Source organism: Vreelandella titanicae BH1, from assembly GCF_000336575.1.
Taxonomy (GTDB): domain Bacteria; phylum Pseudomonadota; class Gammaproteobacteria; order Pseudomonadales; family Halomonadaceae; genus Vreelandella; species Vreelandella titanicae.
The window spans coordinates 178,024-203,012 of record NZ_AOPO01000005.1 but is presented as its reverse complement, the minus strand read 5'-3'; the positions used below and the strand labels follow the sequence as shown (position 1 = coordinate 203,012).

Sequence of the window (24,989 nt, the reverse complement as noted above, 5' to 3'; positions counted from 1 at the left end):
TACCAATTCATCAGGCGTCTCTTCAATAATCAAGTGTCCGGCATCCTCAATATAGTCATAAGACCTGGCAAGTTCCCAATCACTCATGAGCCACGCCTGTTACCAGCGTGGACATATAGCTTCCCCGGTTCTGAATATAGGCCAACAGGCGCTCAGGGTAGTCAACGGTGACAGCCTGCCGGATAGACTCGCGAGATCGCAGATGGCCTTGCCAGCGCTGAACGTTCCCCGCTTCCCGAGACAAATCCAGCCCTATTACCGAATCAAATACGTCAAAATACCTGAAAATCGGGCCATAAACGGCATCGATGATCCGAAAGTTATGTCCGGAAAAATAGGGGCCATTGCCCAGCCGTTCATCCAGTTGTAAAAGCCGCTTCCGTAACATCGCGAGCGCGGCACTGAACCTCTCCTGTGTCGGGGCGTTATAGAGTTGAGCGATGCTGCTCAGCAGGCCGGATCCGAATTCGATCCAGGCGCGATGATCGGCACGCTCCAATGGATCTTCCGGATGCAGTGAGCCCGGAGTAACCTCATTCAGGTATTCGCAGATCACAGCAGACTCGAACAAGGACTGCCGTGCTCCGACCACCAGTACCGGCACCTTTCCCAGCGGGGAAATTTGCCGGAACCAATCCGGCTTGTCGGCCAGGTCGATGTCCGTGCGACGGTAAGGAATTTGTTTCTCATGCAGCACAATGACCGAGCGTTGTACGTAGGGGCAAAGTACATGGGTGATGAGTTCGAATTCTGGGCTCATTGGTGAGGCTCCTTGTGGTGAACAAAAGATTGTCGGGCGTTGAGCGCATATTGTCCGTCGCCCAGACACAGCTGAACCACGGCCATGGCGGTCAGAAACAACGGGTACTCCCAGCCACCTCCGGTATTGGTAAAAAGCCAGCCATTGCCGGCATGTACCCAGGTAGCGCCCAACAAGACGGGTATTACCGCTAATGCCCATACCCGGCTGTGCCAGCCTGCGATGAGGCCTGTTCCGGCCAGGACTTCGATCAGGAATACCCCGTACGCCAGCAGGCCAGGCAGGCCGACACTGTCAAAGAATTCGGCGGTACCGGGCAGAGTGAAGACCACCATTTTCAGATAGAGGCTGTGAGCCAGAAGCACCAACCCGAGTGATAGTCGCAGTATCAGGGCGGCCAGTTGGGGGGTTAATCTGTCTAACATCTGCGTTCTCCTTGGCATTGGTTTCGGGTTCAATATCGCTCTTGCATCTGGCGAATGGAATTCGCGATACCAGCAAGTTAAAATTGCATTTTTGCAAACACTGGGAAAACCCTGATGGACTGGAATGCACTGAAGATATTTCTCGCCATCGAACAGGCGGGGTCTCTGGCTGGCGCGGCTCGGGCGCTGGGTGTGAACCATTCGACCGTGTTTCGCCGGTTGAACACCCTCGAGAAGGATCTGGGCTCCCGTCTGTTCGAACGCCAGTCCGGCGGCTATGCGCTGACACCTCTGGGGGAGGAGCTGAGAGATATCGCCAATCGCGTCGATGGCGCCTTCAACGATATGGAGCGTCACATTGCGGGTCGCGACGTGCAGCCGAAAGGTAAAGTACGGATCACCGCGCCCAACAATCTCGCGTACAGGTACCTGCCGGATTATCTAGCCGACTTCAATCGGAGCTATCCGGATATCAAGGTCGAATTGTTGGTCAGTAATCTCGAGGTCAATATGAACAGTCGGCAAGCGGACATTGCAGTTCGCGTTACCGATGCTCCGCCAGAGCATCTAGTTGGCCGACAAGTGCGGTCTATAGGTTGGAGTGTTTACGGCAGTGCGGCCTACAGGGAAAAATACGGCTTTCCGGGCGACTTGGACGCTTTACAGCATCATCGCCTAATTGGTGCCAGCGGTGGTATGCAGCACTTACCGGCTTTCGTCTGGGTGGAACGCAATTTGGCGCAGTGTGTGTCGGCGCGCAGCGACGACCTGGTGGCTATGTCTTCACTAGCCCAGAGTGGCCACGGCCTGGCCCTGTTGCCGAACGATCAGCAGAGACCAGAACTGGAAGCCCTGTTCGCTTTACCGCCAGGCAAGACATCGAACCTGTGGCTGCTAACTCACCCGGACCTGCGCCAGGTGGAACGCATCAAGCTGGTGATGCGCCACCTGGCAGACGACTTTGCCGGAGACCATCGTCTGTAATCTCGCGGAAAAGCGAAGAGGGCCGAAGCGGCGTTGGGCAGGATGACGCCGGGGATCGATATTGATGGCCTTGAAATCGAGGTTGCGGGCTACCTTCTCAAGGGCAGAGGCCATACAGGCACCAATACCGTGGCGCCGGTACTGCGGTGCGACCATACCCCACTCACCCACGGCGAAAGATGTCTGTGTGTTGTGATGGACTCTGACTTAAGCGCTACAACACCGCAAGGTTCCGAGCCGACAAATGCCACGAGGACGACAGGCAATTGATTGCGGTTTGAATACGCCATAAAATCTCGGCGCGCATTACCGGGGCTACCTACGCCATAATATCCAGGCCATTCTGTTTGGAGCAGCCGCTCAAGGGCGAGCCCCATTGTTAATTGCTTTTGCTCTCAACGTGCTTCTTAACATTGTTAAGAATACCGAGCCAACCCTGCTTTTGCAGATCCGCTGAATATTCATCTTCAACTTCAAACGTTTCTATGAGCTAAACGCTATGCTGTGTTTCTATAAATTGCACCTCAACCGCTCGGCCATCTTCAAGCCTATAGTGAATCGATTTATAGGGGTTATTCTATGAATCCAGGCTTACAGGCCTACATCAAGCTCCAAAATGCATCGACCAGCGGGTTTTTTAAGTTTTTCTTTAACGTAAACAAGCCAATATCGTAGGGTTCCAGCTCAGGCTTCACATCAAGCACCCGAATACGATCCTTCAATGGGCTGTTATCGAGCACAATTTTTGGCACTACGCCAATGCCGAAGCCCAAGCTCACCATACTTACAATCGCCTCATTGCCCGTGACCTGTGCATAAATGCGCGGGGCAATATCGCGTTGGCGAAACCATTCGTCCACGCGAGTTCTTGAGACACCGCTTTCAGATAAAATCATCGGGATATTCGCCCACTCTCCGGGTGCGGTTGGCGAGGTCGTGGGAATATTTGGCACTTGCTGCTCAAGTGGTGCGATAAATAACAAAGGCGATGTGGCAATGGGCTTGAATGCTAACCCGCGAGGTAAGTTTGCGGGGCGTGCCGCGATGCTGAGGTCTTCTTTACCGTCCAGAACATGCGCAATCGCGTGTTCTGGATCCCCCGTGCGCAGCTTTATTTCAATCGCAGGATAGGCGATACGAAAGCGACGCAGCAGCTCGTACAGAAAACTGTAGCTCGCGGTGACTGAACCGTACAAGCTGATTTCACCGCTTAATTGATCAGAGTTGTCAGTTAACTCATGGCGGATCAAGTTCCACTGGCTGCTGGTATCGCGCGCGTATTTAAGAAATTTCTGGCCTTCCTGGGTCAATGCCACGGTTCGATTGTCGCGATTAAACAGCGGTACACCCAGCTCGTCTTCTAAATGACGAATGTTGCGCGACAGCGCAGAAATGCTGATATGACACTCATCGCTGGCGCGTCCGAAATGCAGCGTTTCTGCCAGGGCAAGGAATTGTTTTAAAAGTTTAATATTCATAATAAGACCGACGCTCCGCGACTGCGCTTGTGGCGATGTCCGAATACTAACCGACAGTTGCGAAAAATGGGACGTGTTATTGCAAATATATCAATTTAAGAAAGAGTCACTCTTCTATACATTACCTCTCATCACATGCTCTTACTGACATGGCGCTAGCGTTTCCCCCTAGCGACGGTGTCACCTTTTTAATATCGGTGTACCTTACACCGACACATTGATCATAAAATTAGGATGCTAACGATGGCTAACTATTTCAATACGTTACCGCTACGCGAGCAATTGGCTCAGCTAGCGCAATGCCGCTTCATGCACACCGCTGAGTTTGCTGATGGCGTCGAAGCGCTAAAAGGCAAAAAAATGGTGGTTATCGGCTGTGGCGCACAAGGCCTTAACCAAGGTTTGAACCTACGTGACAGCGGCCTAGATGTTTCTTATGCACTGCGTCCTGAAGCCATTGAGCAAAAGCGCCAGTCCTGGAAAAACGCCACTGAAAACGGTTTTGTGGTGGGTACTTACGAAGAGTTGATCCCAACCGCAGACGTTGTTTTGAACCTCACCCCTGATAAGCAGCACACCTCAGTAGTGAACACGGTGATGCCGCTGATGAAGGAAGGCGCTTGTCTGTCTTACTCTCACGGTTTCAATATCGTAGAAGAAGGCATGAAAATTCGCGACGACTTAACTGTCATCATGGTGGCACCGAAGTGCCCTGGTTCTGAAGTTCGCGCTGAATACGTGCGTGGTTTCGGTGTTCCCACCTTGATCGCTGTGCATGAAGACAATGACCCCAAAGGCGAAGGCCTTGCGCTCGCCAAAGCTTACGCAGTAGGTACTGGCGGCCATAAAGCGGGCGTGCTGATGTCCTCTTTCATCGCGGAAGTTAAATCCGACCTGATGGGTGAGCAAACGATCCTTTGCGGCATGCTGCAAACGGGTTCCCTGCTTTGCTTCGACAAGATGGTCGAAGAAGGTATCGACCCGGGCTATGCCTCACGTTTGATTCAATACGGCTGGGAAACAGTCACCGAAGCGCTGAAGTACGGCGGCGTGACGAACATGCTAGATCGTCTTTCTAACCCAGCAAAGATCAAAGCGTTCGATCTTTCTGAAGAGTTAAAAGACATCATGCGTCCGCTGTACAACAAGCACCAAGACGACATCATGAGTGGCCACTTCTCTAAAACGATGATGGAAGACTGGGCGAACGATGATGCGAATCTTCTAAAATGGCGTGCAGAAACGGCTGAAACGAACTTCGAGAAAACACCCGCTGGCGATGTAGAAATCTCTGAGCAAGAGTTCTTCGACAACGGCATTTTGATGGTCGCTATGGTGAAAGCCGGCGTTGAACTTGCTTTCGAAACCATGACAGCGGCGGGCATCATCGCTGAATCGGCTTACTACGAGTCGCTACACGAAACGCCGCTCATCGCGAACACCATCGCGCGTAAGAAATTGTACGAAATGAACGCGACTATCTCTGATACGGCGGAATACGGTTGCTACCTCTACAACCACGCCTGCGTGCCGTTGCTAGCAGACTTTATGAAAGGCATCAAATCCGACGTGATCGGTAAAGGGCTTTCGCTAGACGACAACGGCGTTGATAACGCACGCTTGATCGAAGTTAACACCGCCCTTCGTTCACACCCCGTAGAAGCCGTTGGCTCGGTTCTTCGTGGCTATATGGCTGACATGAAAAAAATCGTTTAATTGCCTGATTAAACGATAGACGTTCAGGTTATCAAAACCTAAGCCATCAAAAAAAGCCGAGATATCATCACGATATGCTCGGCTTTTTTAGCTCCTGTCTCGAACAACTTCTATCGGACAACGTAAGGAAGACTGTAATGGATCCGTTACCCCTCCTAGACAATATCCACCTATCAAAAGCGACGGTTAGCTTTGATGATCGCTTCACGCTAAGCGAGATTGATTGGACCATTACGTCAGAACAACATTGGGTTATCACTGGCCCCAATGGCGCGGGTAAATCCGCCCTAGCGGCTGCGCTCGCGGGCATGGGTGACATTCAGAGCGGAAGCATTCAAGGCCTTCCCAACAACGTGGAAATCGTCTCTTTTGAAGCCCAGGCAGAGCTCATCGCCCAAGAGTTGAAGAAAGACGACGCCGACATTATGGACGTCATTTCACTCGGCACTCCCGTCAGTGAAATGATTTTCGACCATTGCCAAGACACTGAACTTGCCCAATCCCTGGTCGAAAAATTTGGCCTAGGGAAACTGCTCGATCGCGCGTTTCGTAAACTTTCCACCGGCGAAACGCGCAAAGTCATGTTGATTCGCGCGCTGGCCAACAAGCCTGATTTACTTATTTTAGACGAGCCCTTCGATGGCCTGGATGTCGATACCCTCGCCATGCTTCAAGCACATCTAGCGTCTATCATCGACACCGTTCCCATGGCCATGGTGTTGAATCGCTTTGATGAAATGCCGGACTTCATAACCCATGTGGCCTATCTAGACAAAGAGCGTGGGGATAAACAGAGTGGCGACAAAGGCCGCTTGAAGCTCACGGTAGACCGTCAGGACGACGCCGCCTTCAATGAGCTCTACCAGTTACTGCATTTGAAAACCACTGACCTAAGCGTGCCGGAGGCCGACCCCACCAATAAGCTACCCACTCTCGACCCGAGCCAGCCATTAGTAAAACTAACGCAAGCGACCATCCAATACGGCGACACCGTGATTGTCGATAAGCTCGATTGGACGATAGAACGGGGCCAGCATTGGCAACTGAGCGGCCCTAACGGTAGCGGCAAAACCTGCGTTTTATCGTTGATCACCGGCGATCATCCGCAGTGCTATACCAACGATATTTTCGTGTTTGGTTTCCAGCGCGGTAACGGCGAAAGCATCTGGCAGATTAAACAGTTTATCGGCTATGTATCCACTAACCTGCAGTGGGAATACCGGGTTAGCACCAGCTGCAAAAACGTGATTATTTCCGGTTTCTACGACAGCATCGGCATGTACACCAAGCCCACTGACAGCCAGAAAAAAATTGCCGACCAATGGCTCGAAATACTGGGCATGCAAGACCGCGCCGACCAGCCGTTTAACAAACTCTCGTACGGCGACCAGCGCCTGCTACTCATTGCCCGCGCCATGGTCAAACATCCGCCCCTGTTGATTCTAGATGAACCTTGCCTTGGCCTGGACGACATAAACCGCCAACTGGTCCTCGCCCTGATCGAGAAAATCTGCCAGGGCTCAGAAACCACCGTGCTCTACGTCAACCACCACGCGGAAGATCAGATAACAGGCATAGAGCATTATTTAGGACTGGAGAAAAATAACTAATTTTCAAATAGTTAAGATCATTAACTATACTGAAAAATGGCCAGCCAGCTAGTCTTTTTTGTCTATCGTTACCTCAATTGATTTGCTATCGCCAGCAAACCATTTCTGAACATACAGAGTGCCCACGATAGGCGCCGTTCCTTCATCAGGCACTTCTTTATAGCGAACGCTGTTTTTGGTTTCTTTCTCGTATTCAAACATAACTACTTTCTTCGCCATGAAACATATCCAGTAAATAATAATTAGGACTTGGGCGACTAATGTCGCTCAACAGGCTTGTTAGGTTTTGGAACTAATCAGTCTCAAAGCGAACGGTTACTTTCGATCCGCACACCTGAGCGACGCAACGCGCATAGCCTTCAAGAGATCATCGACCTTGTGATGATATAGATCAAGGTCTACGTTGGATGCAGGCGCAGCCTGTTGCCGTGCCTTCACGCATCACACGGAGGTGAATATTGTTAGCAAGCTCAGGATCCACGCCCAGTCGCAGACACTGCCCGGTAGCAAGGCCGCCTTCGTCAGCGGCCAAACGATCCACCCCAACGGTGGCACCATCGTCAATGGCTGAGGCGAGCGCCCTCTTGATCACATAAGGATATGGATGCAATGAACCACGGCACAAAGCCCCATGACACCGATCAAAAGCCCCGGCGCTGGCTCGATAGCGCCACCCACCCTTCTGGCTGACCCGCGAAGGGCTCGCGCTGTTTGAGTTCCACCGCCAGGCGCGACTGGACTCCGGCGGCTTCGCACCGCTCGATGGTGACGGGCGCATACCCGACGACGCCGTGGCCGACACCATGCTTACCGCGCGCATGGCGCATAGTTGTGCCTTAGCAGCGCTACAGGGCGTGCCGGGCGCTGCCGCGCTGGCCGAGCATGCTATTCGCGCGTTGGAAGGTAAGCTGCACGACGAGCAACACGGCGGCTGGTTCGGCGCCGACCCCGCCACCAGCGACGACCGCACCAAGCAGTGCTATATCCATCACTTCGTCGCCCTCGGTGCCGCCACTGCGACCCACGCCGATATTCCCGGCGCGGCTGCTCTGCTCGAAGAGGCCATTGGGGTGATCGACACCCGCTTCTGGTCGATGGATGAGCAAGCTTTCGTCGAGAGTTTCAGTCAGGACTGGAGCGAACTGAGCGACTACCGCGGCGGTAACAGCAACATGCACGGCGTAGAGCTGTGCTTGGCGCTAGCCGATGTGCGCGACGAACCGCTGTGGCTTGATCGGGCGCTGGCCATCGTCGAACGACTGATTCACCGCCACGCGACTCCCCGGGAATACCGCATCCTCGAGCATTTTCACGGCGACTGGTCGGAGTGGCCGGAACACAACGCCGACCGCCCTGACGACGGCTTCTACCCCTATGGCGCTACGCCGGGGCACGGCTTTGAGTGGTCGCGTTTGATGCTGCACCTGGAAGCATCGCTGCAATCCCGCGGCCGAACGGTTCCTGCCTGGCTGTTCACCGACGCTGCGGCGCTATTTGACGCCAGCCTGCGCGACGGCTGGAATACCGACGGCGCCCCGGGGCTGGTATATACCGTCGATTGGGAGGGTAACCCGCACTCCCTGCGGCGACGCCACTGGACCCACGCCAAGGCGGCGGGCGCGGCGGCCGCGTTCCTACAGCGCACCGGCGAGGCCCACTACGAGCACTGGTATCGGCAACTCTGGGATGCGATCGACACCCTCTTTATCGATCGTAAACGGGGCGGCTGGTACCAGGAGCTCAGCGGTGAGTTGCAGATCGACCCCGCCGAAGGCGACGTCAAACCCGATCTCTACCATGCCTACCAGTCCACGTTGCTGCCACGGTTGCCCTTAGCCCCCAACCTAGCGTTAACCGTCCACCGGTTGTAACTGGTTGTAATAAATAGTGCAACGTTCACCCGAGGTGGTCCCCCCTCAGTCGCCGTGCCTGTCGTGGGCCCGGCTTTTTCAGTTTATTTCAGTCATACCAGTGGTGGATTACGCTCAGCGAACTGGCCGTTCCAATAGGGATAATAGGGGTAAGGTGGAGTTACCGCGCTCGCCACGTCTAATCGTGCAATCTGAGACTCATCAAGGCGCCAGCCAACCGCACCAAGATTCTGCCGTAACTGGGTTTCGTCCCGGGCACCTATCAAAACCGATGACACCGTCGGACGGCGCAGCAACCAGTTAATCGCTACCTGGGGCACGCTCTTGCCGACTTCGTCAGCGATCTCGAATAGCACGTCCAGTACCCGGTACAGTCTTTCATTCGGCACAGGTGGCGCGAATCCTTCGGTCTCGTGAAGACGGCTCCCGACGGGCAGTGGTTGGCCGCGACGAATCTTACCGGTCAGGCGGCCCCAGCCCAGCGGGCTCCACACCAGAGCACCCAGGCCTTGATCCTGCCCCAATGGCATCAGCTCCCACTCGTAATCTCTGCCCACCAGGGAGTAATACGTCTGGTTCGCCACGAAGCGCGCATAGCCATAACGCTCAGCAACGCTTTGGGACTTCATCAACTGCCAGCCAGAGAAATTGGACGCCCCCAGGTAGCGAACCTTGCCAGCCCGCACCAGATCATCCAGTGCGGACATCACCTCCTCCACCGGGGTCATGGCATCGAAGTGATGCAGTTGCAGCACATCGATATAATCGGTTCCCAGCCTTTTTAGTGCGCGCTCGGTGGCGCGGATCAAGTGGTGTCGAGAGCTGCCCACGTCATTGGCGTCATCCCCGCTGCGTAGTGACAGTTTCGTGGACACGATCACCCGGTCACGACGGCCTTTGATCGCCGCACCAAGGATCGCTTCCGATGCACCATCGGAATAAACATCTGCGGAGTCGAACAGATTGACCCCAGCGTCCAGACATATATCGATCAGCCGCTTCGCTTGCGCAACATCGGTATTGCCCCAGGCACTGAACAGCGGCCCCTTGCCACCGAAGGTGCCGGCCCCGAAACCCAATGCAGGCACCTTGAAACCAGACCGCCCTAGATAACGATATTCCATCACACTCACTCCTGTTCGCAGGAAATTGCCGGGGCGGGCCGAAGGGACTCGCCATGCTCACGTTTGATGGCCCAAACGGCCACCGCCAGTCCGGTAAGAGCAACCAGTGCGGCGGCGCCAGGCACGGCGGTAAAGCTGCCGCTGCGCTCAATCACCACACCGCCCAAGCCCGCACCAATGGCATTGCCCAGATTGAACGCACCGATATTGAAGCTGGACGCCAGGCTGGCCGCGCCTTCCGCCCGGTTAAGTACCCACAGTTGCAAGGGCGCCACCGTAGCGAAACCGGCCATGCCCAGCAGGCCGACGAAGACCACCGTTGTCCACTGATAGCCGAGCGCAAAAGGAAACAGACCCAGCACCGCCGCCAGCACTGCCAATGTGATAATCAGGGCCGGTGCCAGCCCCCGATCCGCGAGACGCCCGCCGAGCAGGTTACCGACGATCATGCCAACGCCGAATACCAGCAGAATCAGCGACACCGCATCCTGGGAGAAACCGGCGATGCCGGTCAGCATCGGCTGGATGTAGGTAAACACGGTGAACACCCCGGCGATGCCAAGCGCTGTCATCAGCAACCCCAGCAACACCGTGGGTCGACCGATCGACGCCAGACTCTTTTGCCAACCCAATACCTCTCCGTCACCGCTGTCGCGAGGCACCATGAGGGCGATCACCAGGGTCGCCAGTACGCCCACACCGGTGATTGCCCAGAAGGTGGTGCGCCAGCCATATTCGTGCCCCAGCCAAGCGCCAGCGGGCACGCCCAGCAGCGTCGCCACGGTCAAGCCGGTGAACATCGTGGCGATGGCACTGGCCCGTTTGTCCGGCGCCACCAGGCCAGTGGCGACCACCGAACCGACGCCGAAAAAAGTGCCGTGTGCTAGGGAGGTCGCCACCCGGGCAACCATCAGCATCGAGTAGTTCGGAGCCAGCGCGCAGGCCAGGTTGCCGAGGGTAAAAATAACCATCAACGCCACCAGCACCTTCTTGCGAGGCCAGCGGGCACTGGCAATGGTGAGCAACGGCGCGCCCACGAACACACCCAGGGCATATCCGGAGATCAGCAGGCCCGCTTGGCGGATGCTCACATCCAGATCGGCGGCCACTTGCTCCAGCACCCCCATGATCACGAACTCGGTGGTGCCGATGCCGAAGGCACCAATGGTCAAAGCGTAGAGCGCCCAGGGGATCGGGCGCGAAGAGGTTGAAGTCATCATCAAAACGTCCATCAGGGAATGATGAGGCGAATGCTAGACCTGCATCACCCTCCTTGATACCTTTAGGATCTTTAATGACTTTCAATATTTTATTGATAATGAGACCATCATGGATCGTCTAAGCGACATCGCTCTCTTTCTTCGCGTGGTGGATCTGGGTACGATCAGCGCCGCCGCCCGCAGCCTTGACCTCTCGGTGGCCGTGGCCAGTCAACGTCTGCAGCGGTTGGAAAAGGGCCTCAATGTACGACTACTGCACCGCACAACCCGACGCCTTCACCCCACCCCCGAGGGGTTGGCGCTGGCGGAACAGGGCCGCGATCTAGTGGAGGGGCTGGAAGCACTCACCCAGGATCTACGCAGCGGCGCCGACAACGTCACCGGCACCCTGCGCGTCACCCTACCCCACTCCTTCGGGCGTCAGTACATTTCGCCGCTGTTGCCCGAGTTCCTTAACCGTTATCCCCGGCTGGATCTGTGTGTCGGCCTGACTGACCAAGTAGTGGATCTGGTGGGCGAGGGCTACGATCTGGGCATTCGCATCGGCATTCTGGAAGATTCCAGTTTGGTGGCGCGACGCCTGGCCGACGACGAGCGGGTACTGTGCGCCTCTCCCGACTACCTGAAACGCCACGGCACCCCACAACACCCCGGCGACCTGGCCGATCACCAATGCCTGGTACTTTCCAGCAGTCGGCGTCGGCAGGACATCTGGCATCTCACCGACAAACAAGGGCAAAGCGAGGCGGTACAGGTAGGCGGCCGCATACGCAGCAATCAGGGTGAAATGCTCACCGAGGCGGTACTCGGCGGCCTGGGCATCGCACAGCACTCGGTGTGGCACATCCACGAATACCTGCGCAGCGGTCAATTGAGCGTGGTATTGCCGGATTACCGATTAACGGAAACCGGTATCTACGCGGTGATGCCCCAGCGGCAGCTGGTGCCGCCTCGGGTAAGGGCGTTTGTAGCGTTTCTGGAAGAGCGCCTAGCTGAACATCCTGTCTGGGCGTTGCGACGGGAAAATCAGTAAGTGTCAATAATCCGAAGAAGCCATTTCCGCGCCTCCGTTTCCTCCCTCAGTGCGATGGCTGCTAAAAATAACCACATGGTATGGAGGCTCGGGGGCGTTAGCATTTTTTGTCATAGCTCTCTTTAGACATTTTTAACCTGTCGAAAAGGCTTCAGTGAGACACGCCACAATTCGATCAGCGCACACTCTTAAGGAATCAAGATCGGGGTCATAGATGGTGACCTCCGTGCCAACGCATTTGGGTGATGAGAGAGGTTGCGTTAGGAGAGTGGTGATCACTATAAGCTATGGCCCTCCAGCAAACACTTGGCCCCCCCCCAAGCTACGGGTATTTATTGATATTATGGTTGAAGAGCTTTTTAAGGCTTAGTTTTTTCGGTTCCTTATAAGATTGCAAACCGAGGTGATCAGACTGAGCTTCAGGTTATACAGCTACTATAGATCTGCTTTGAAACGAAAGAAATTTACTGCCACCTAAGATGCGATCCTCGACATATTTCATACCAATTTTTTCGGCTACGCGAGCTGACGCAATATTCTGTGGGTCTATATCCGCAACTATGCGAGGAAGCCCAACGGTGTTGAGCCCATGCTCAAGAATAATCTTCGCTGCCTCTGTAGCGACCCCTTTACCCCACGCATCCCTGACTAAGCGCCAACCGATCTCTACTTCAGGCTTTAGCACATGGTAAGGAATTAAAAGAACCCAACCGTAGAATTTTTCTGTTTCACGATCACGGATCGTCCAATAGCCCAGCCCAGAGGGATACACTTGCTCAATCCGCTCAACCACAAAGCTTCTATGAGCGCTAGGCTTATGCCAAGGCCCCTGGACGAACCGCGTTACCTCTGGATCACGATCCATTCTCAAACACTCTTCGAGATCACTTAGCCTCCGTGGCCGGAGCGTTAGATGATTGGTGTTAAAGGAGGGTTGCGTATTACGCTGCATAACAAAGCTCTAGATAAAAGCGGCCCCGGGGCAATCCTCACTCCTCGATTTCATTTGGAGGGAAGGTGTTCTTAAATTGCCATTGATTGCAAACTAACGCTTGAACAGAACGGCCTTTGAAACACATGCACAATCTGCAAAAAAACGCCTCACTTCAATGGTTGTTTAGCTCACATATGAGTTTCAGCCGCCATACTCGTCGTGGCGGCGGTTCCACACATACGGCTTCGTCTGTGGCCAACCTTCCGGTGAGTCCTCCCAGGTTTCCTGGCGACCAAACGGCGTCAAATCCAGGTATGTCCAGTGGCTACCTAAATATTCGACGCCACGGGCACCGGTAAAGTAGGTACGATAAATGTCGTTTCCATCGCGGAGGAAGACACTCGCGCCATGCCTTTCGCCCTCCTCTGTCGTTGCGCCGACATCCTCGTTGAAGTCGCTTCCGTAAGAGGAGTACCAGGGAATCGTCCAGCCCATGCGCGTCTTATATTGATTGATTTTCTCTAGCGGAGCGCGTGACACCATTACCAGCGAAGTGTCACGTGCATGGAGGTGCGCCGGGTGCGTCATGGCATCGGCCACCCACGAGCACCCATCACACCCCGCCTTCCAATCGGGGGCAAACATGAAATGGTAAACAATCAGTTGACGTCGCCCAGCGAACAAGTCAAGGAAGGACACACTGCCCTCATCGCCCTGGAAGACATAAGGCTTTTCCATTTTCACCATGGGTAGCTTGCGCCGCTCAGCGCTCAAGGCATCGCGTGCCCGAGTGTGTTCTTTTTCTTTAATGAGCAATCGGTTGAGTGCCGCCTCCCACTCTTCAGGGGAGACAACTTGCGGTAAAGGGTGTTTAGTTGTTGGCATATTTGGCCCTTCTTCTTTAAAGCCCGTTTGTTCTCGCTCCGCAGAAAGATCTAATTCATGGGTTGATACCAATAGCCGACTCAGTGCTTGAGTAGCACCATAGTCACCTCCCTTTCGGTAAGGGTCAGCGCTTCTATCAATGCGGGGTGGCAAGGCACGTTTCGATGGATTGCCGCATGGAACAAATTAGCGCCTGGAACTCCCCCTGCTTCCCCTGCCATTGGTCGACGACCTTTCCGAGGTAGCCTTGCTTAGCGTAGTCCAATAAAGCCGCATCTTCCTTTGCCAGCTGTTCCTTTGCCCACTCTGCTGCCACATCTTTTGAAGCAATATCACCCGTTGCTACGGTCAGCCACATGCGAGACAAGGTTAAGAGCACATTGCGTTCATCACCTGCTGTCTCTGCCAGCAACGTAGGCAAGGAATCACGAATCGCTCTTTGGACATCAGCCATTGGCACTGGCTCAAACACCTCAGCGGCGTTGATCCCATATAGCGGCAGGCTGTTATCGATCACCTTTTTCAGCACAATCGCCAGATCAGGATCACAGGCTGGTTTCGGGATGTGCCCTGCCTCGAACTCATCCCGCAACCACTCACCGTATATAAGTTCCGCCCGCGCGGGAACCGCCAGGGCACAACATCAGAGATCGTGATGACCGTCAGCTCTACTGGCCTGGTAGCTTGTGCATTGCCAATCGTGCCAGAGACCTTCATCAGCTGCGCAACCAGAGCCTCCCTCTGCTTACAGGTTGGTGAGTCGCTCACTGCCACCAGAACATCAACATCGCTGTTACGCTGTAAGCCATCGGCAACGGCAGAACCAAAAAGATAAATACCCACAATCGACTCGCCAAGCACGTCTTCCGCGATGGATTGCGCTTGTTGTGCTTCATATGGAATCACGGGTCACACCACTTTTGCTGGAATGTAGTTTCCTACACTGACGAAATGCGGCGATGGTAAAAATCGAACCAGATAGAGAGTGTTTTTGAGTTTTTAGGTGGCCCAATATCTTCATCAAACATAAGCTTATGACCTCGGGTGTTACTACCCCAAACTCATGCAGGCCCCACGGTTTATCAGTGATTCTCTAAAAGATATTAACTCCACGACGCTGATAGTCGTGAACAATCTCGGCGAAACCTTCACAATCTACATAGCCAAAGTAGGAATGTTCTCACGCATCACGAGCAGATAATTCATCAGGACAGTGGCCTAATGAAAAACAAGCTGGACAAGTTCATCGGCCACGGGACTGAGCTTAACTGTGGCCTTGCCTGGCCTGTGCACGCCGACTTTTCAGAAAAAGCCTAGGCATTAGTCTGACTCTATAGGCAACAGATTTTAAACGTCCCCTGTGAGCTCGTTAAGACGCTCTGTTTACTCATGGCCCAAGCAAACCCTGTGACACCGCAAAGAGTGCGAAGAGAGGAATTGCCACGACCGTTGCGGCCGCATCAAATGTAATGGCAACTGGCGTTGCGATAACACGCCCGGCTGTATCGATGGGGCCCCTGGGCATGCTCATACTGACTTGATACTCCTTTTCGAGCTTTTCAAGCGGCAAGCTTCCTTCAATGGTATATCGCTCGCCTTTAATCTCCCGTATCAACTGGAAGCTATCGGTGACGGGGTTTTTCGTAAAGCCCAATGCGGTTAATTGACTGACAAGCTCGGCTGAAGGGTTCTGTTCATGCAGTGTGAGCTTAATGCTGCCGGTCACCACATTGGAGCTAGAGAGCGAGAAGCCGCTAAATTCGGGAAGAAACTCAACTTCTCGGCTAAGCATCAGCGCCTGGCCAAGTTGCTGCTGAGAGGGAAACAAAAAAGCTTCACGCCGCGTGGTGACCACTAAATCGTTCGTTTCTTTATTAACGTAGAAGCCGTTGACGGCCATCACTCTTTCTGGCTTGGGCTCCCAAAGTTTTGTGGTGCAGCCCGCTAAAAAAATACATAGAACGATCACTACTCGATACATGCTTCACTCCTGGTTATGGCTCATGTCAGTCCAAGTAAACTTTACCTGACCAGAGCTTTAAAAAACTAGGTTTTTTATAAGTATAATTTAATATAAACCTGAAATGGGAGGAGAACGACTCTTCGTCGCTATGATCAATCCTACGGCGCACCAGCTCCTCGCTATGTTTCGACTGCCGACAACCGCACATACTCCGGAACCCTTTCCTTGAGCAAGGTGATGAGTTCAGGCTGCATTAACTCGTAGTGATCGGGAATATCCAGGCAAACTAACCTTTTCCCCTTGAGTAAATCCCCGTACGTCTTGGCGACTTCATCCCGATGGCTCTTTTCCATCACTAGAACGATGTCAGCCCACTCAATTAAGCGCCAAGAAACCGGCGTTTTAGCACTCGAACTTGTTCCAGCTCCGATTGCTTGAACACCGGGGTAAGCTGAAAAGATACGTTCAGCCGTCGGACTGCGGAGTCTATTTGCGCTGCATATAAACAGAAGATTCAAAGCTCCTCCCTGGCCTGGCTTTACGACGCGCCTAAAGCACAGCATAATTAATTAGCAGTATTTCGAGCCATCTATCTTTGCACTTTGCAACCTTTGTAACTTTCTCACGTTATTATAGTTGCTTAGTGCTAGTTAATTACTTAGAGCCCGTTAGCTACTTAGAAGAATTACGGGCCCCACGCCGCCACTCAATCGTAGAAGAGCTTTCATGGAAGATAATCGCCTAAATACCCTGGACCCGGCTACCAGTCTGGGCTTGATTTTTCTCGCCTTTGTACAGGGTTGTGCGCTCTATGCGCTGCATTTGGCTATCGACCATGAGTACTGGCTGGTCGCCGACCAGCGCTGGCTTAAGGCGCTCTACACCGTCGCAGTCGCCTTGCCAGCGTTTTATCTGATCAGCATCGTGCGACTGCGTGATCGCATCAACTTCCTACCGCTGCTGCTGGCTCCCCTACTGTTTTGGCTGGGCTGGCACCTTGGCTGGGTTGAGCAGGTGCCCGAGCCGCAGCAGTGGGGAGGCCACCCGTTTACCTTTGCCTTTTGCATGGCCGTAGGAACTGCCTTGTTTATTCTTGCGCTGTTCTTTCGTAGCAGCGCCGCCAGTGGCACTTGGCCAAAAACCTATCAGCCCATGCTGAATTACTCATGGGAGCATGCCCTGACAATCGCCCAACTAGGCCTATTCATTGGAGTTTTTTGGAGCTTGCTATCTTTGTGGGCAGCGCTCTTTTCAGCCATTGGCTTAGACTTTTTCAAAACATTGTTCCAAACACCCGCTTTTTTCTATCCAGTCACCTGGCTGGTGATTGGCATGGGGCTGGTGATGGTCCGCAATCGCTTTCGTTTTATCGCGAGCGTAAGACTGATGTGCGAAGCGCTTATCAAGGCGCTACTGCCGCTGGTTGCTTTAATATTATTGATGTTCTTTGCCGTGCTGCCCTGGACCGGCCTGCAGCCGATATGGGATACCGGCAGAGCCGCGCAAATACTTATGGCGCTGATGTTGACCCTGCTGCTGTTCTTCAACGCCGTTTTCTATCAAACCGATAACAAGCTGCCCTATCCTATATGGTTACGCAGCGCCGTTATGCTCGCCGTCGTATTGCTGCCGATAGGTAGCCTGCTGGCCGCCTGGGCGCTCTGGCTACGAATCGACCAATATGGACTCAGCTTGGATAGGCTCTGGGCGGCACTGCTGCAAGTGCTAACCGCGGCCTTTACCTTCAGCTATAGTTTGATTCTGCTTTGGCGACGGCAAGCAGCAGTACCCAATCTACAGCGCGCCAATGTTGGCCTGGCCCTGCTGGTGGCCGGGGCGCTGATCGTGGTTAATACGCCGCTGGCGGATATGCGCCACTGGGTGGCCCAGCATCAGGTCAAGCGGTTGATAGACGGACGCACCACTGTGGATGCTTTTGACTACCGCTATCTACGCTTTCACCTCGGCCAGCCGGGCAGTTTGGCATTACAAGCACTCGCTGACAGCGAGTTTGCCCAATCGCGACCTGAGCTGATACGGCGTATTGAGCTCTCGCTAAAACAAACCAATCGCTGGAACCAGGATCCACTAGTGGATACCCACAACCTGGATGATGTCGCCCATCAGTTTAGCGTGAACCCTGAAGACGCCACGCTACCCGAGCCATTGCTCGCCTTGTTAATTGAGCAGGGCTCAGCCTGCCTAAGCCAAGTTGAACCCTGCCAAGCGTTTCAGGTAAGCAATGAGCATGAATTACAATGGCTTATCTACGCGTCCTACAGCTCGCATGGACAGGTCTATACCGAGCACAATGCAGGCTGGCAGCATCTAGGCACGCTGACTGAGTTAGGCGCAGCGCAGGATGAAAATGCTGACGGCTGTCGAAATACCAAACCGTCAACCGATTTACAGCCCATACCAGGGTCGTTAAATGCCTACCAGAGTGGCAACTGCCTATACAGCCTGCGGCCCACCCTCGAAAGCGTCAGGCAACAAATACAAGCCCGCGCAGAGTCAAACGATGCTCGGATTAATTAAGGTGCCGGCTCCCCGCATTGTCGAGGGTTTACGCGGGGGCTAAAGCCTTACCTCTACGGCTGGATCAGTGCCGGGCTCTAACTGCTCACCGACCCAGAGCTGATGCAATCGGGTTTTGAGAATATCGCCAGGCCCAGAGATGAATTTAGGTTGTCCGAAGTGAGTCATCACTTCGTGCTGGCGCTCTAGTGCACGACGATCCTGCGAGACCACTGGGGCCAGGAACAACCGAATGGCCGCTTGTTTAAGCCAACTTGGCGCCAACCCCTTGGGCGTCGAAAAACGTGCGAAAGGCGTGAAACTACTTCCTGTCGCTGGTGTGAAAATGGCGGTGACACACAGGGTTAGCTTGGTCTCACCTTCCCAGCGCGCTTGAACCGTAGTGGGCGGATAATAGCGCGATACACTGCGCGAGCGGTCGCGCTCCAAAAAGCGCGACATCAGACCATAGTCAGGCTGGGTTTGCTCGATGGCCATATCGATCCCGTCGCCGTGGCTGGTAACAATCAGCTCCACTGGCAAGCGTCGATCCCGGCGACGAATAAAACCATGATGCAGATGATTGGTGTGGAACGGATCCATCACATTTTCAACCGCATCGTAGGCGCGCCCCACCCAGGTACCTTGTTGCCACCAGAAATGATCAAGTTCAGGGTTGCCAAAATCAGTCGGTAACACGGGCTCGGGCGGTGCCGCGTCAGAAAGCGCCACAAAGATCCCGCCGTGCCGTTCGACTACGCGCAGTGCGTCGGCCTTCAGCTTTTGATCATGGGCCGTATCGATCAGACAACCGGGCACTTCGATACAGGTTCCATCGCTTGCGAAGCGCCAGCCGTGGTAAGGGCACTCGAGTGCCCCCTTGTGCACACGCCCTTCAGAAAGTGGGTAATTGCGGTGCGGGCAGCGATCGACCAAGGCGCCAATCCCCTCTTCGCTGCGAAAGAGTGCAATCGGTGTATCGCAACACATGACCTTTTGCGCTTTGCCGCGTTTCAGGTCTTTCGATAAGGCAACCATGTGCCAGGCATCACAAACTGACTGGGGAAATGTCATTAAGGCAGCTCCTCACCATTCCACTCGATATCGTAAGTGGCGGCAGCATTAGTCGAGATATTGTGTTTGAACCCCGTCAGGGAGAAGGAGGCGGCGTCGCAAAGCGCACCAAGCAAAGGCCAGCGATCGCCAGGCCGAGACACCACGTCGTGCCCGGTAGCAACGCAGCGCCACCAATCGCGCATACGCGCACCACGCACCGCCTGCGGCAGGCCAAATACGACCATTGCCGGGCCAAGATAAAGAGTGCGTGGCGCGGCCTCAGGTGCGGCGATCCCGTCACCGATTGCATGGGCAAGATGACCGGCACCAGTGAGCAAATGCACACCGCTGGTCGCGCGCGGATTGCACTCAAGCAAGTAAGCAACGCCAGCTTCATCGAACATTGCATCGCAGGCGAACTGCCCATGAATGGCGGCACACTGCGCCAGGCGAGAAGCTATTTTGCGCAGCGTTTCGCGATGGTGGTCAGCGACAGGTTCGAAAACATAGCCAGCCCCTCCGCCCAGGCGCCAGCTGGAATGGTAGGCAGCAAAGGCAACCAGCTCTCCCCGATGCGCCACGCCGTGAAAGCAGACTTCTTCGCCGTGGATACGCGCTTGTGCCATCCAGGGGTTGTCGGGGCTGGGTGTAATAGCGGACAACGCACGCCGGCCTGGGGCGACCAGTGCGCTATCACCAAATCGGCTAAAGCGCGGTTTGAACACCCACTCGCGACTTCTGCTAGCGAAGCGAGTCAAGTCTTCTACGGAGTCTATCGGATGGCTTTCTGGCACGGGCAGGCCCCATTCGCCACAGTGGCGCGCAAAGGCGAGCTTGTCGTGTAGTTGGCGTAACGTGGCAAGGTTAGGCACAAACAGGCGCTCACCCAATCGGCACTGAAGGGCAGGCGCCGCAAGATGGAAAACCTCCTCGCAGGTCGGCACCACCCGCTCGAAACCGAAGGTATCGACTAGCTCGACAATACGCGCGCGGAAGGCTGCGCCCTGCTGCCGGGGCGCAGGATAGCGGTGAACCCGCGCAGGGGCTTTCGACCAGCGCGCCATACGCACCGGTACGCTGTCAGCCAGATGCGGCTCCCATCCGGCGGCGGCGAAATCCCGGGCAATATCCAGCGCGGCAACCGCCCGGGCGCCGGTAATAAGCACGCGTCTAGCCATCACGCCACACCACTTTACGGCGCTTGGGGCCGCTCCACGCGCTTAGATCATGAAAGACCTCAACCGGCACCGGCAAATCCCATGCCTGGCTCAGCGCCTGTGCAGCCGTGGTTGAAATCGTGGCTGGGCAAAGCGGTGACAGATGCAGCACGGCGCGCTCAGGCCCCGCTTCGGCCTGCCAGATTTTGTCGCCCCCCAGCACCGTCTCAAGCGCGGCTACCACTTGGGGTGGCGTAACGCTCTGATCTGCAAAGCGCCAGATATCGTTCACCCGGCCTTGAGGCGCATGGATGACGCGACCCGCAAAACCGCACGGGCAGGAACAAGCGTCGAGCTCAAGATAATCGTCACCGCGAATACGGACTATTGGTTGGCTGGTGCGGCGAAGATCGGTAATGATCGGTCGATAGCCGGGCGTGCCGGGAACCGGCTCAAGCTCGATAGCCAACGCATGGTCGTTGAGATGCAGCCGGCCGTTGGCACACTCAGCGGCCAGAAACCCTTCGGTCGCTTGGTATATTTGACGTGGCCTTACCCCCAACCGCTCGGTAAAGAAGTGGCACTCAGCTTCACCGGCCGGTTCGCTGCCGGAAAACAGATGCTGCAGCGAGGGGAAATGCGCCCCTGCTTGGGCAAAGGCTGCCAGCCGATAGGGAGGTGCGATCAGGATCGTCGGCTCGAATTGCGCCAATTCCTCAATGCTCTGTTCAATCGACGCTTCGAGGGGGAAATGGGCAAACGTAAACCGCCCTCGCCCAACATCGCTGTAGAGCGCATTACTGGCGCGCAAATGCAGGGCGAGCCGTTGGCGCTTGAGCCAAGCACGCGCCGGTAGCAGTCGGGCCAGGCTCTGGCCGATGTAGTCGGCACGCTCTGCGGGGCTGGCGAGAAATAGCCCTCGCGCACCGCCTCCCGTTCCGGTCGACCAGCCTGCCGACAATTCGCCAACGGCTGTGCCTTGCTCCGCGGCGGCGGCCAACCCGCGCAGTTCCTCATCGCTCATGCCTAGGCTATTCCAAGCGCCGTAATCAGCACGAAGATCCTCGATGTCAGTGACCGGAAACTCCGCCAGATCACGACCGGCATATCTTGCCAGTGCGGGAGTACGGGCGATGACAGGCTGCAGCTTGCGCCACATATTGGCTCGCCGCGCAGCCAGTTGCCCCGACGACAGGCTCAGCGCACGCCGCGTTCGTATCCACGCGGCTAAGACCCGGTCAGTTCGCATCATGGCCGCCAAAGCGCTTGGCACTGGCAGCGCAATGCGAAGGTAGGATGACCAAGTCGCCATTGCAGCACGCCGCCTCGCTCAACAGGTTTAGCGTAGCGCGATAACGCAGGGTATCGCCGAGAAGTGCGGTGGTAAGCCGCGGCGGCGGTCGGCGCTGCGTGATTGACTTGCCAAGCCACACCGCATCGGCAGCCAGCAAAACCTGGCGATCATCGGTGGTGCGCAGTGCCAGCCCCCAGTGGCCGACGCAGTGGCCGGGCAGTTCGACGGCGATCAGGCTACCATCGCCCAGGATGTCGCGACCTTCGTTAAAGGGCGCAAATCCGCTGGGTAGCGCCACTGCTGGAGCATCTTCGAAAAAGCGAGCATTGGCATCGGCCGCCTGAGGAACCAGCGCAGGCAGCAGGCCCTGGCGCACGCGGCTAAAGCGACCCGGTCGGCGCAACTCGGACAGGCCCGCACGGGCGCAATAGACCGGCCGCTGGGCAAGGTGGCTCATTCCCGCGACGTGGTCGCCATGAAAATGCGAGATGATGGTGCCGACAATCGCACTGTCTTCAATCCCATGGGTCGCGAGCCAGGCGCTCCACGCCTGCTGTGCATCGATTTTGACCGGCGTTGTCCAGCGATAGAACCGCTCGGGAAACGTCTCGGTTGCATCGATAAAAGCAGGATCATAGCCGGTATCGAACAACAAAATACCCCGCGTCGGGTGATCAATCACCCCCACCATGGCGGGAAAATCAACCGCACACAGGCTCCCACCTGAGAGAGTGGCGATCTCTGGATGTCGGCATAAACCGCGTTCAAGCCAACGGAGTCCGACGCGGATCATGGCTGCTCTTCCTTCGTGGAGAGCTGCCTCGCTTCGGCCAGCAGGGTTGCCAGTGCATCATGCTGGGGTCGGTAGCCGAGTAATCGCTGAGCAGGCTCGAGATCAAAGGTCTGAGAGTAGGCCAGCGTCGCCAGCTTGTAGCGTGTCAGCATCGGCTCGCGGGCGGCGCGCATCAGCAACGCAGAGTTTTCACTGAGCACAGCAATAGCACGCGCCAAGCCAACCGGCAGCGAGACCAGTTGCGGTGTTTTGCCTAACGCATCGGCGAGCTTACCAGCCACCTCTCGTACCGCAATAGGGTTACCTCCCGATATGTTGATTGCCTTTCCGGCAAGCCCGACTGCCTGCTCCTCAGCGGCGCAGATAGCCCATGCGGCGTCGCGCAGATCGGTCAACTCAATTAGCGCCCTGCCGCCACGCGGAAGCGGCATCCGCTCGCGCCCCGCCAGTTCGGCCAGCTTGGGCAGGATCACCTGATCGCCCGGCCCCACCAGCGCCCGCGGGCGAATGGCGCAGCAGGCCATGGCGTCTTCCCGCGACGCAAGCACGCTGCGTTCCGCCGCTAGCTTGGTACGTGCGTAGTGGTTAAGTGGCTGAAGCGCGGGGCCGTCATATTCGCCGATGGCTATCCGGTCACGATACGCAGCAAAAATTGACGGCGAAGACACAAACACGAAACGCTCAACGCCCGAGCGGCTGGCCGCTTCAAGCAGTTGTTCGGTCATACGAATATTGTGGATCTCAAATGCTCGCCGGGGGCCCCAGCTGGCCGATAAGGCGGCGGCATGAATCACGCTATCGACATCCTTTAAGAGCCCGCGAAAATCAGCTTTTGGGTGGGTAAGATCCTCCCTAACGAACTGCACGCCGAGTGACGTTATCGCCTCGCCCGCCGCCTGCGAACGCCCTGTGGCTCGCACAGCATGTCCGCGTTTTAGCGCCTCGCGCATCAGCGCCATGCCCAGCCCGCCGGTCGCCCCGGTGATAAGGATGCGCCGTTGACTCATAGTTTGAGCACCATGGCACTGGCACTGATCCCCGCGGCGGTGCCCAACAGCAGGATATAGTCACCCGGCTTGGCGACCCCCGTCGTGAGTGCGTGGGCGAGCACGCTCGGGATTGAGGCGGCGATCTGGTTACCGGTCGTTGGGAAGATATTGACCACGCGGTCACTGTTGGGCGCGAAAAGCCGCTTGATATGCTCGACCCCTGGCCCACTCGCCTGGTGGCAAATCACGCAGGCAAGATCATCCTTGCTTATTTCCGCCTGAGTGAGCGCACGCTCAATGACGCCAGGCAACGCTTTGGCAGCGGCCTTGAAGATGCCAAAGGCGTCCATCTCGAAATAGGAACCGGCGACCAGCGCCTGGTAACCTTCAGCGATGCGCAACTTTGTGCCGCCCGCGCGAAGCTGCGCTAGCGCATGGTGAGCACCATGGGTAACCGTAACGCTTGAGCGCATTCCGCAGGTTGGGTCTGACGTCGCCTCAATCGCCAGCGCCGCTGCGCCATCGCCAAAGATGGACCGCGTTTTCGGCTCCTCAGGGTTAAGCCCTGCCGACGCGATGTCACTCGCAAATACAAGCGCGCGCCGCCAGCGCCCGCAGGCAATGCCCATGGCGGCGATATCCAGTGCCACCATAAAGGATAAACAGGTCTGGTTAACATCAAAGCTAGGCACGCCGGACTGGCCAAAGCCGAGTCGGTTCTGGACTAAAGCGGCTGTAGACGGAATCGGTTGCTCCATAACGCCACAACCGCCAATGATGACGTCGGGCGGTGTATTGCCCCAGCCAGCGCGGTTCAGCGCCTCACGGGCTGCCTCAGTCGCCATCATCGAGGTGGTCTCATCCTCGCTCGCGACATGGCGCGCAGCGATGCCAAACTGGCGTTCTGTCCAGCCGGCCGATTGACCTTGACGCTCGTCCAGGGCGCGCGAAGTTAACAGGGTGTGAGGGCGATAGCTGCCCCACCCGGCAATCGTAAAGTTGCTAATCATATGTCCAATTCTAATCGATTCGCTCTCATACTCTAATAAAGCTTAATATCAATCAATTAGAAATTAGACGATGTTCATTTTATGGCTAACTTGGTGGAGCGCGTAAAGGAGAGCCAATCACACGCTAAAAAAGCTCGTGATTTGCGGATAGCTGTCTGCTGCTTACGTTT

24 protein-coding genes and 1 pseudogene are annotated in these 24,989 nt (G+C 55.7%); 6 read left to right on the top strand and 19 right to left on the bottom strand.

Annotated features, from left to right (window positions below; translation table 11 throughout):
• Nucleotides 1–79: 79 nt before the first annotated feature.
• Nucleotides 80–760: a glutathione S-transferase family protein gene (locus tag HALTITAN_RS11705; RefSeq protein WP_027959825.1), complete on the bottom strand. Its 681-nt coding sequence runs from the start codon at nucleotides 758–760 to the stop codon at nucleotides 80–82.
• Entirely contained in the window at nucleotides 757–1,185 is a 429-nt protein-coding gene (locus HALTITAN_RS11700) for a DoxX family protein (RefSeq protein WP_035538570.1), read from the bottom strand. The genes HALTITAN_RS11705 and HALTITAN_RS11700 overlap by 4 nt, the downstream gene beginning before the upstream one ends.
• A 114-nt stretch (nucleotides 1,186–1,299) precedes the next feature.
• Here HALTITAN_RS11700 and HALTITAN_RS11695 point away from each other — a divergent pair, with 114 nt between their 5' ends.
• Nucleotides 1,300–2,169 (top strand): LysR family transcriptional regulator, encoded by an 870-nt coding sequence (locus HALTITAN_RS11695; RefSeq protein WP_039859285.1) that lies wholly within the window; start codon nucleotides 1,300–1,302, stop codon nucleotides 2,167–2,169.
• Here the strand turns inward: HALTITAN_RS11695 and HALTITAN_RS26365 are convergent.
• Both HALTITAN_RS26365 and ilvY read right to left on the bottom strand, forming a co-directional pair.
• Nucleotides 2,080–2,325, bottom strand: a complete 246-nt coding sequence (locus tag HALTITAN_RS26365) for a GNAT family N-acetyltransferase (RefSeq protein WP_400668711.1) — start codon at nucleotides 2,323–2,325, stop codon at nucleotides 2,080–2,082. The genes HALTITAN_RS11695 and HALTITAN_RS26365 overlap by 90 nt on opposite strands.
• Before the next feature lie 443 nt (nucleotides 2,326–2,768).
• Nucleotides 2,769–3,647 carry an HTH-type transcriptional activator IlvY gene (ilvY, locus tag HALTITAN_RS11690; protein ID WP_009287237.1) on the bottom strand — a complete coding sequence of 293 codons (879 nt, stop codon included), beginning with the start codon at nucleotides 3,645–3,647 and terminating at the stop codon, nucleotides 2,769–2,771.
• 243 nt (nucleotides 3,648–3,890) lie between these two features.
• Between ilvY and ilvC the strand changes: the two genes are divergently transcribed.
• Together ilvC and modF are read left to right on the top strand one after the other, a co-directional pair.
• Complete coding sequence (gene ilvC / locus HALTITAN_RS11685) at nucleotides 3,891–5,363, top strand: ketol-acid reductoisomerase (RefSeq protein ID WP_027959828.1); 1,473 nt, start codon at nucleotides 3,891–3,893, stop codon at nucleotides 5,361–5,363.
• A gap of 137 nt (nucleotides 5,364–5,500) precedes the next feature.
• Nucleotides 5,501–6,973, top strand: a complete 1,473-nt coding sequence (gene modF / locus HALTITAN_RS11680; protein WP_039859284.1) for a molybdate ABC transporter ATP-binding protein ModF — start codon at nucleotides 5,501–5,503, stop codon at nucleotides 6,971–6,973.
• 48 nt (nucleotides 6,974–7,021) lie between these two features.
• On the opposite strand, the gene HALTITAN_RS25750 is transcribed toward modF, so the two are convergent.
• Nucleotides 7,022–7,192, bottom strand: coding sequence for a hypothetical protein (locus HALTITAN_RS25750; protein ID WP_022520572.1), 171 nt, complete (start codon nucleotides 7,190–7,192; stop codon nucleotides 7,022–7,024).
• Nucleotides 7,193–7,364: 172 nt separating this feature from the next.
• Nucleotides 7,365–7,793 (bottom strand): hypothetical protein, encoded by a 429-nt coding sequence (locus tag HALTITAN_RS26035; protein WP_236614955.1) that lies wholly within the window; start codon nucleotides 7,791–7,793, stop codon nucleotides 7,365–7,367.
• Here HALTITAN_RS26035 and HALTITAN_RS11675 point away from each other — a divergent pair.
• Nucleotides 7,777–8,844, top strand: coding sequence for an AGE family epimerase/isomerase (locus HALTITAN_RS11675; RefSeq protein ID WP_231500701.1), 1,068 nt, complete (start codon nucleotides 7,777–7,779; stop codon nucleotides 8,842–8,844). The genes HALTITAN_RS26035 and HALTITAN_RS11675 overlap by 17 nt on opposite strands.
• Before the next feature lie 92 nt (nucleotides 8,845–8,936).
• Here the strand turns inward: HALTITAN_RS11675 and HALTITAN_RS11670 are convergent, their stop codons facing one another.
• Together HALTITAN_RS11670 and HALTITAN_RS11665 are read right to left on the bottom strand one after the other, a co-directional pair.
• Entirely contained in the window at nucleotides 8,937–9,968 is a 1,032-nt protein-coding gene (locus HALTITAN_RS11670) for an aldo/keto reductase (RefSeq protein ID WP_039859283.1), read from the bottom strand.
• A gap of 5 nt (nucleotides 9,969–9,973) precedes the next feature.
• A complete protein-coding gene (locus HALTITAN_RS11665) occupies nucleotides 9,974–11,188 on the bottom strand; it encodes an MFS transporter (protein WP_236614954.1) in 1,215 nt (404 codons plus the stop codon).
• 109 nt (nucleotides 11,189–11,297) lie between these two features.
• Here HALTITAN_RS11665 and HALTITAN_RS11660 point away from each other — a divergent pair, with 109 nt between their 5' ends.
• The gene (locus tag HALTITAN_RS11660) at nucleotides 11,298–12,221 is read left to right on the top strand and encodes a LysR family transcriptional regulator (RefSeq protein WP_009287233.1); all 924 of its coding nucleotides are present in this window, start codon (nucleotides 11,298–11,300) and stop codon (nucleotides 12,219–12,221) included.
• Between the two features lie 424 nt (nucleotides 12,222–12,645).
• Here HALTITAN_RS11660 and HALTITAN_RS11655 read toward each other — a convergent pair whose 3' ends face one another.
• From HALTITAN_RS11655 to HALTITAN_RS11635, 5 genes and pseudogenes are all read right to left on the bottom strand, one after another.
• Nucleotides 12,646–13,173, bottom strand: coding sequence for a GNAT family N-acetyltransferase (locus tag HALTITAN_RS11655; RefSeq protein WP_009287232.1), 528 nt, complete (start codon nucleotides 13,171–13,173; stop codon nucleotides 12,646–12,648).
• 183 nt (nucleotides 13,174–13,356) lie between these two features.
• Complete coding sequence (locus HALTITAN_RS11650; RefSeq protein WP_027959834.1) at nucleotides 13,357–14,040, bottom strand: DUF899 domain-containing protein; 684 nt, start codon at nucleotides 14,038–14,040, stop codon at nucleotides 13,357–13,359.
• A 136-nt stretch (nucleotides 14,041–14,176) separates the two neighbouring features.
• Nucleotides 14,177–14,946: pseudogene (locus HALTITAN_RS11645) on the bottom strand (aminoglycoside adenylyltransferase family protein).
• A 481-nt stretch (nucleotides 14,947–15,427) separates the two neighbouring features.
• Nucleotides 15,428–16,021: a hypothetical protein gene (locus tag HALTITAN_RS11640; protein ID WP_009287230.1), complete on the bottom strand. Its 594-nt coding sequence runs from the start codon at nucleotides 16,019–16,021 to the stop codon at nucleotides 15,428–15,430.
• 161 nt (nucleotides 16,022–16,182) lie between these two features.
• Nucleotides 16,183–16,521 carry a low molecular weight protein tyrosine phosphatase family protein gene (locus HALTITAN_RS11635; RefSeq protein ID WP_039859338.1) on the bottom strand — a complete coding sequence of 113 codons (339 nt, stop codon included), beginning with the start codon at nucleotides 16,519–16,521 and terminating at the stop codon, nucleotides 16,183–16,185.
• Between the two features lie 208 nt (nucleotides 16,522–16,729).
• Between HALTITAN_RS11635 and HALTITAN_RS11630 the strand changes: the two genes are divergently transcribed.
• Entirely contained in the window at nucleotides 16,730–18,541 is a 1,812-nt protein-coding gene (locus HALTITAN_RS11630; RefSeq protein ID WP_009287229.1) for a DUF4153 domain-containing protein, read from the top strand.
• A 39-nt stretch (nucleotides 18,542–18,580) separates the two neighbouring features.
• On the opposite strand, the gene HALTITAN_RS11625 is transcribed toward HALTITAN_RS11630, so the two are convergent.
• The 6 genes from HALTITAN_RS11625 to HALTITAN_RS11600 are packed head-to-tail and all read right to left on the bottom strand — an operon-like array spanning nucleotide 18,581 to nucleotide 24,819.
• Nucleotides 18,581–19,594: an aromatic ring-hydroxylating oxygenase subunit alpha gene (locus HALTITAN_RS11625; protein WP_051052002.1), complete on the bottom strand. Its 1,014-nt coding sequence runs from the start codon at nucleotides 19,592–19,594 to the stop codon at nucleotides 18,581–18,583.
• Nucleotides 19,594–20,754, bottom strand: coding sequence for an ATP-grasp domain-containing protein (locus HALTITAN_RS11620; RefSeq protein WP_039859282.1), 1,161 nt, complete (start codon nucleotides 20,752–20,754; stop codon nucleotides 19,594–19,596). Before HALTITAN_RS11620 ends, HALTITAN_RS11625 begins: the two co-directional genes overlap by 1 nt.
• On the bottom strand, nucleotides 20,747–22,045 hold the full coding sequence (locus HALTITAN_RS11615) for a hypothetical protein (protein ID WP_152419263.1): 1,299 nt from the start codon (nucleotides 22,043–22,045) through the stop codon (nucleotides 20,747–20,749). The genes HALTITAN_RS11620 and HALTITAN_RS11615 overlap by 8 nt, the downstream gene beginning before the upstream one ends.
• Nucleotides 21,972–22,820 (bottom strand): MBL fold metallo-hydrolase, encoded by an 849-nt coding sequence (locus HALTITAN_RS11610; RefSeq protein WP_039859281.1) that lies wholly within the window; start codon nucleotides 22,818–22,820, stop codon nucleotides 21,972–21,974. Before HALTITAN_RS11610 ends, HALTITAN_RS11615 begins: the two co-directional genes overlap by 74 nt.
• Nucleotides 22,817–23,827 carry an NAD-dependent epimerase/dehydratase family protein gene (locus HALTITAN_RS11605; RefSeq protein WP_051051999.1) on the bottom strand — a complete coding sequence of 337 codons (1,011 nt, stop codon included), beginning with the start codon at nucleotides 23,825–23,827 and terminating at the stop codon, nucleotides 22,817–22,819. The genes HALTITAN_RS11610 and HALTITAN_RS11605 overlap by 4 nt, the downstream gene beginning before the upstream one ends.
• Nucleotides 23,824–24,819, bottom strand: a complete 996-nt coding sequence (locus HALTITAN_RS11600) for a 3-oxoacyl-[acyl-carrier-protein] synthase III C-terminal domain-containing protein (RefSeq protein ID WP_039859280.1) — start codon at nucleotides 24,817–24,819, stop codon at nucleotides 23,824–23,826. The genes HALTITAN_RS11605 and HALTITAN_RS11600 overlap by 4 nt, the downstream gene beginning before the upstream one ends.
• Between the last annotated feature and the right edge of the window lie 170 nt (nucleotides 24,820–24,989).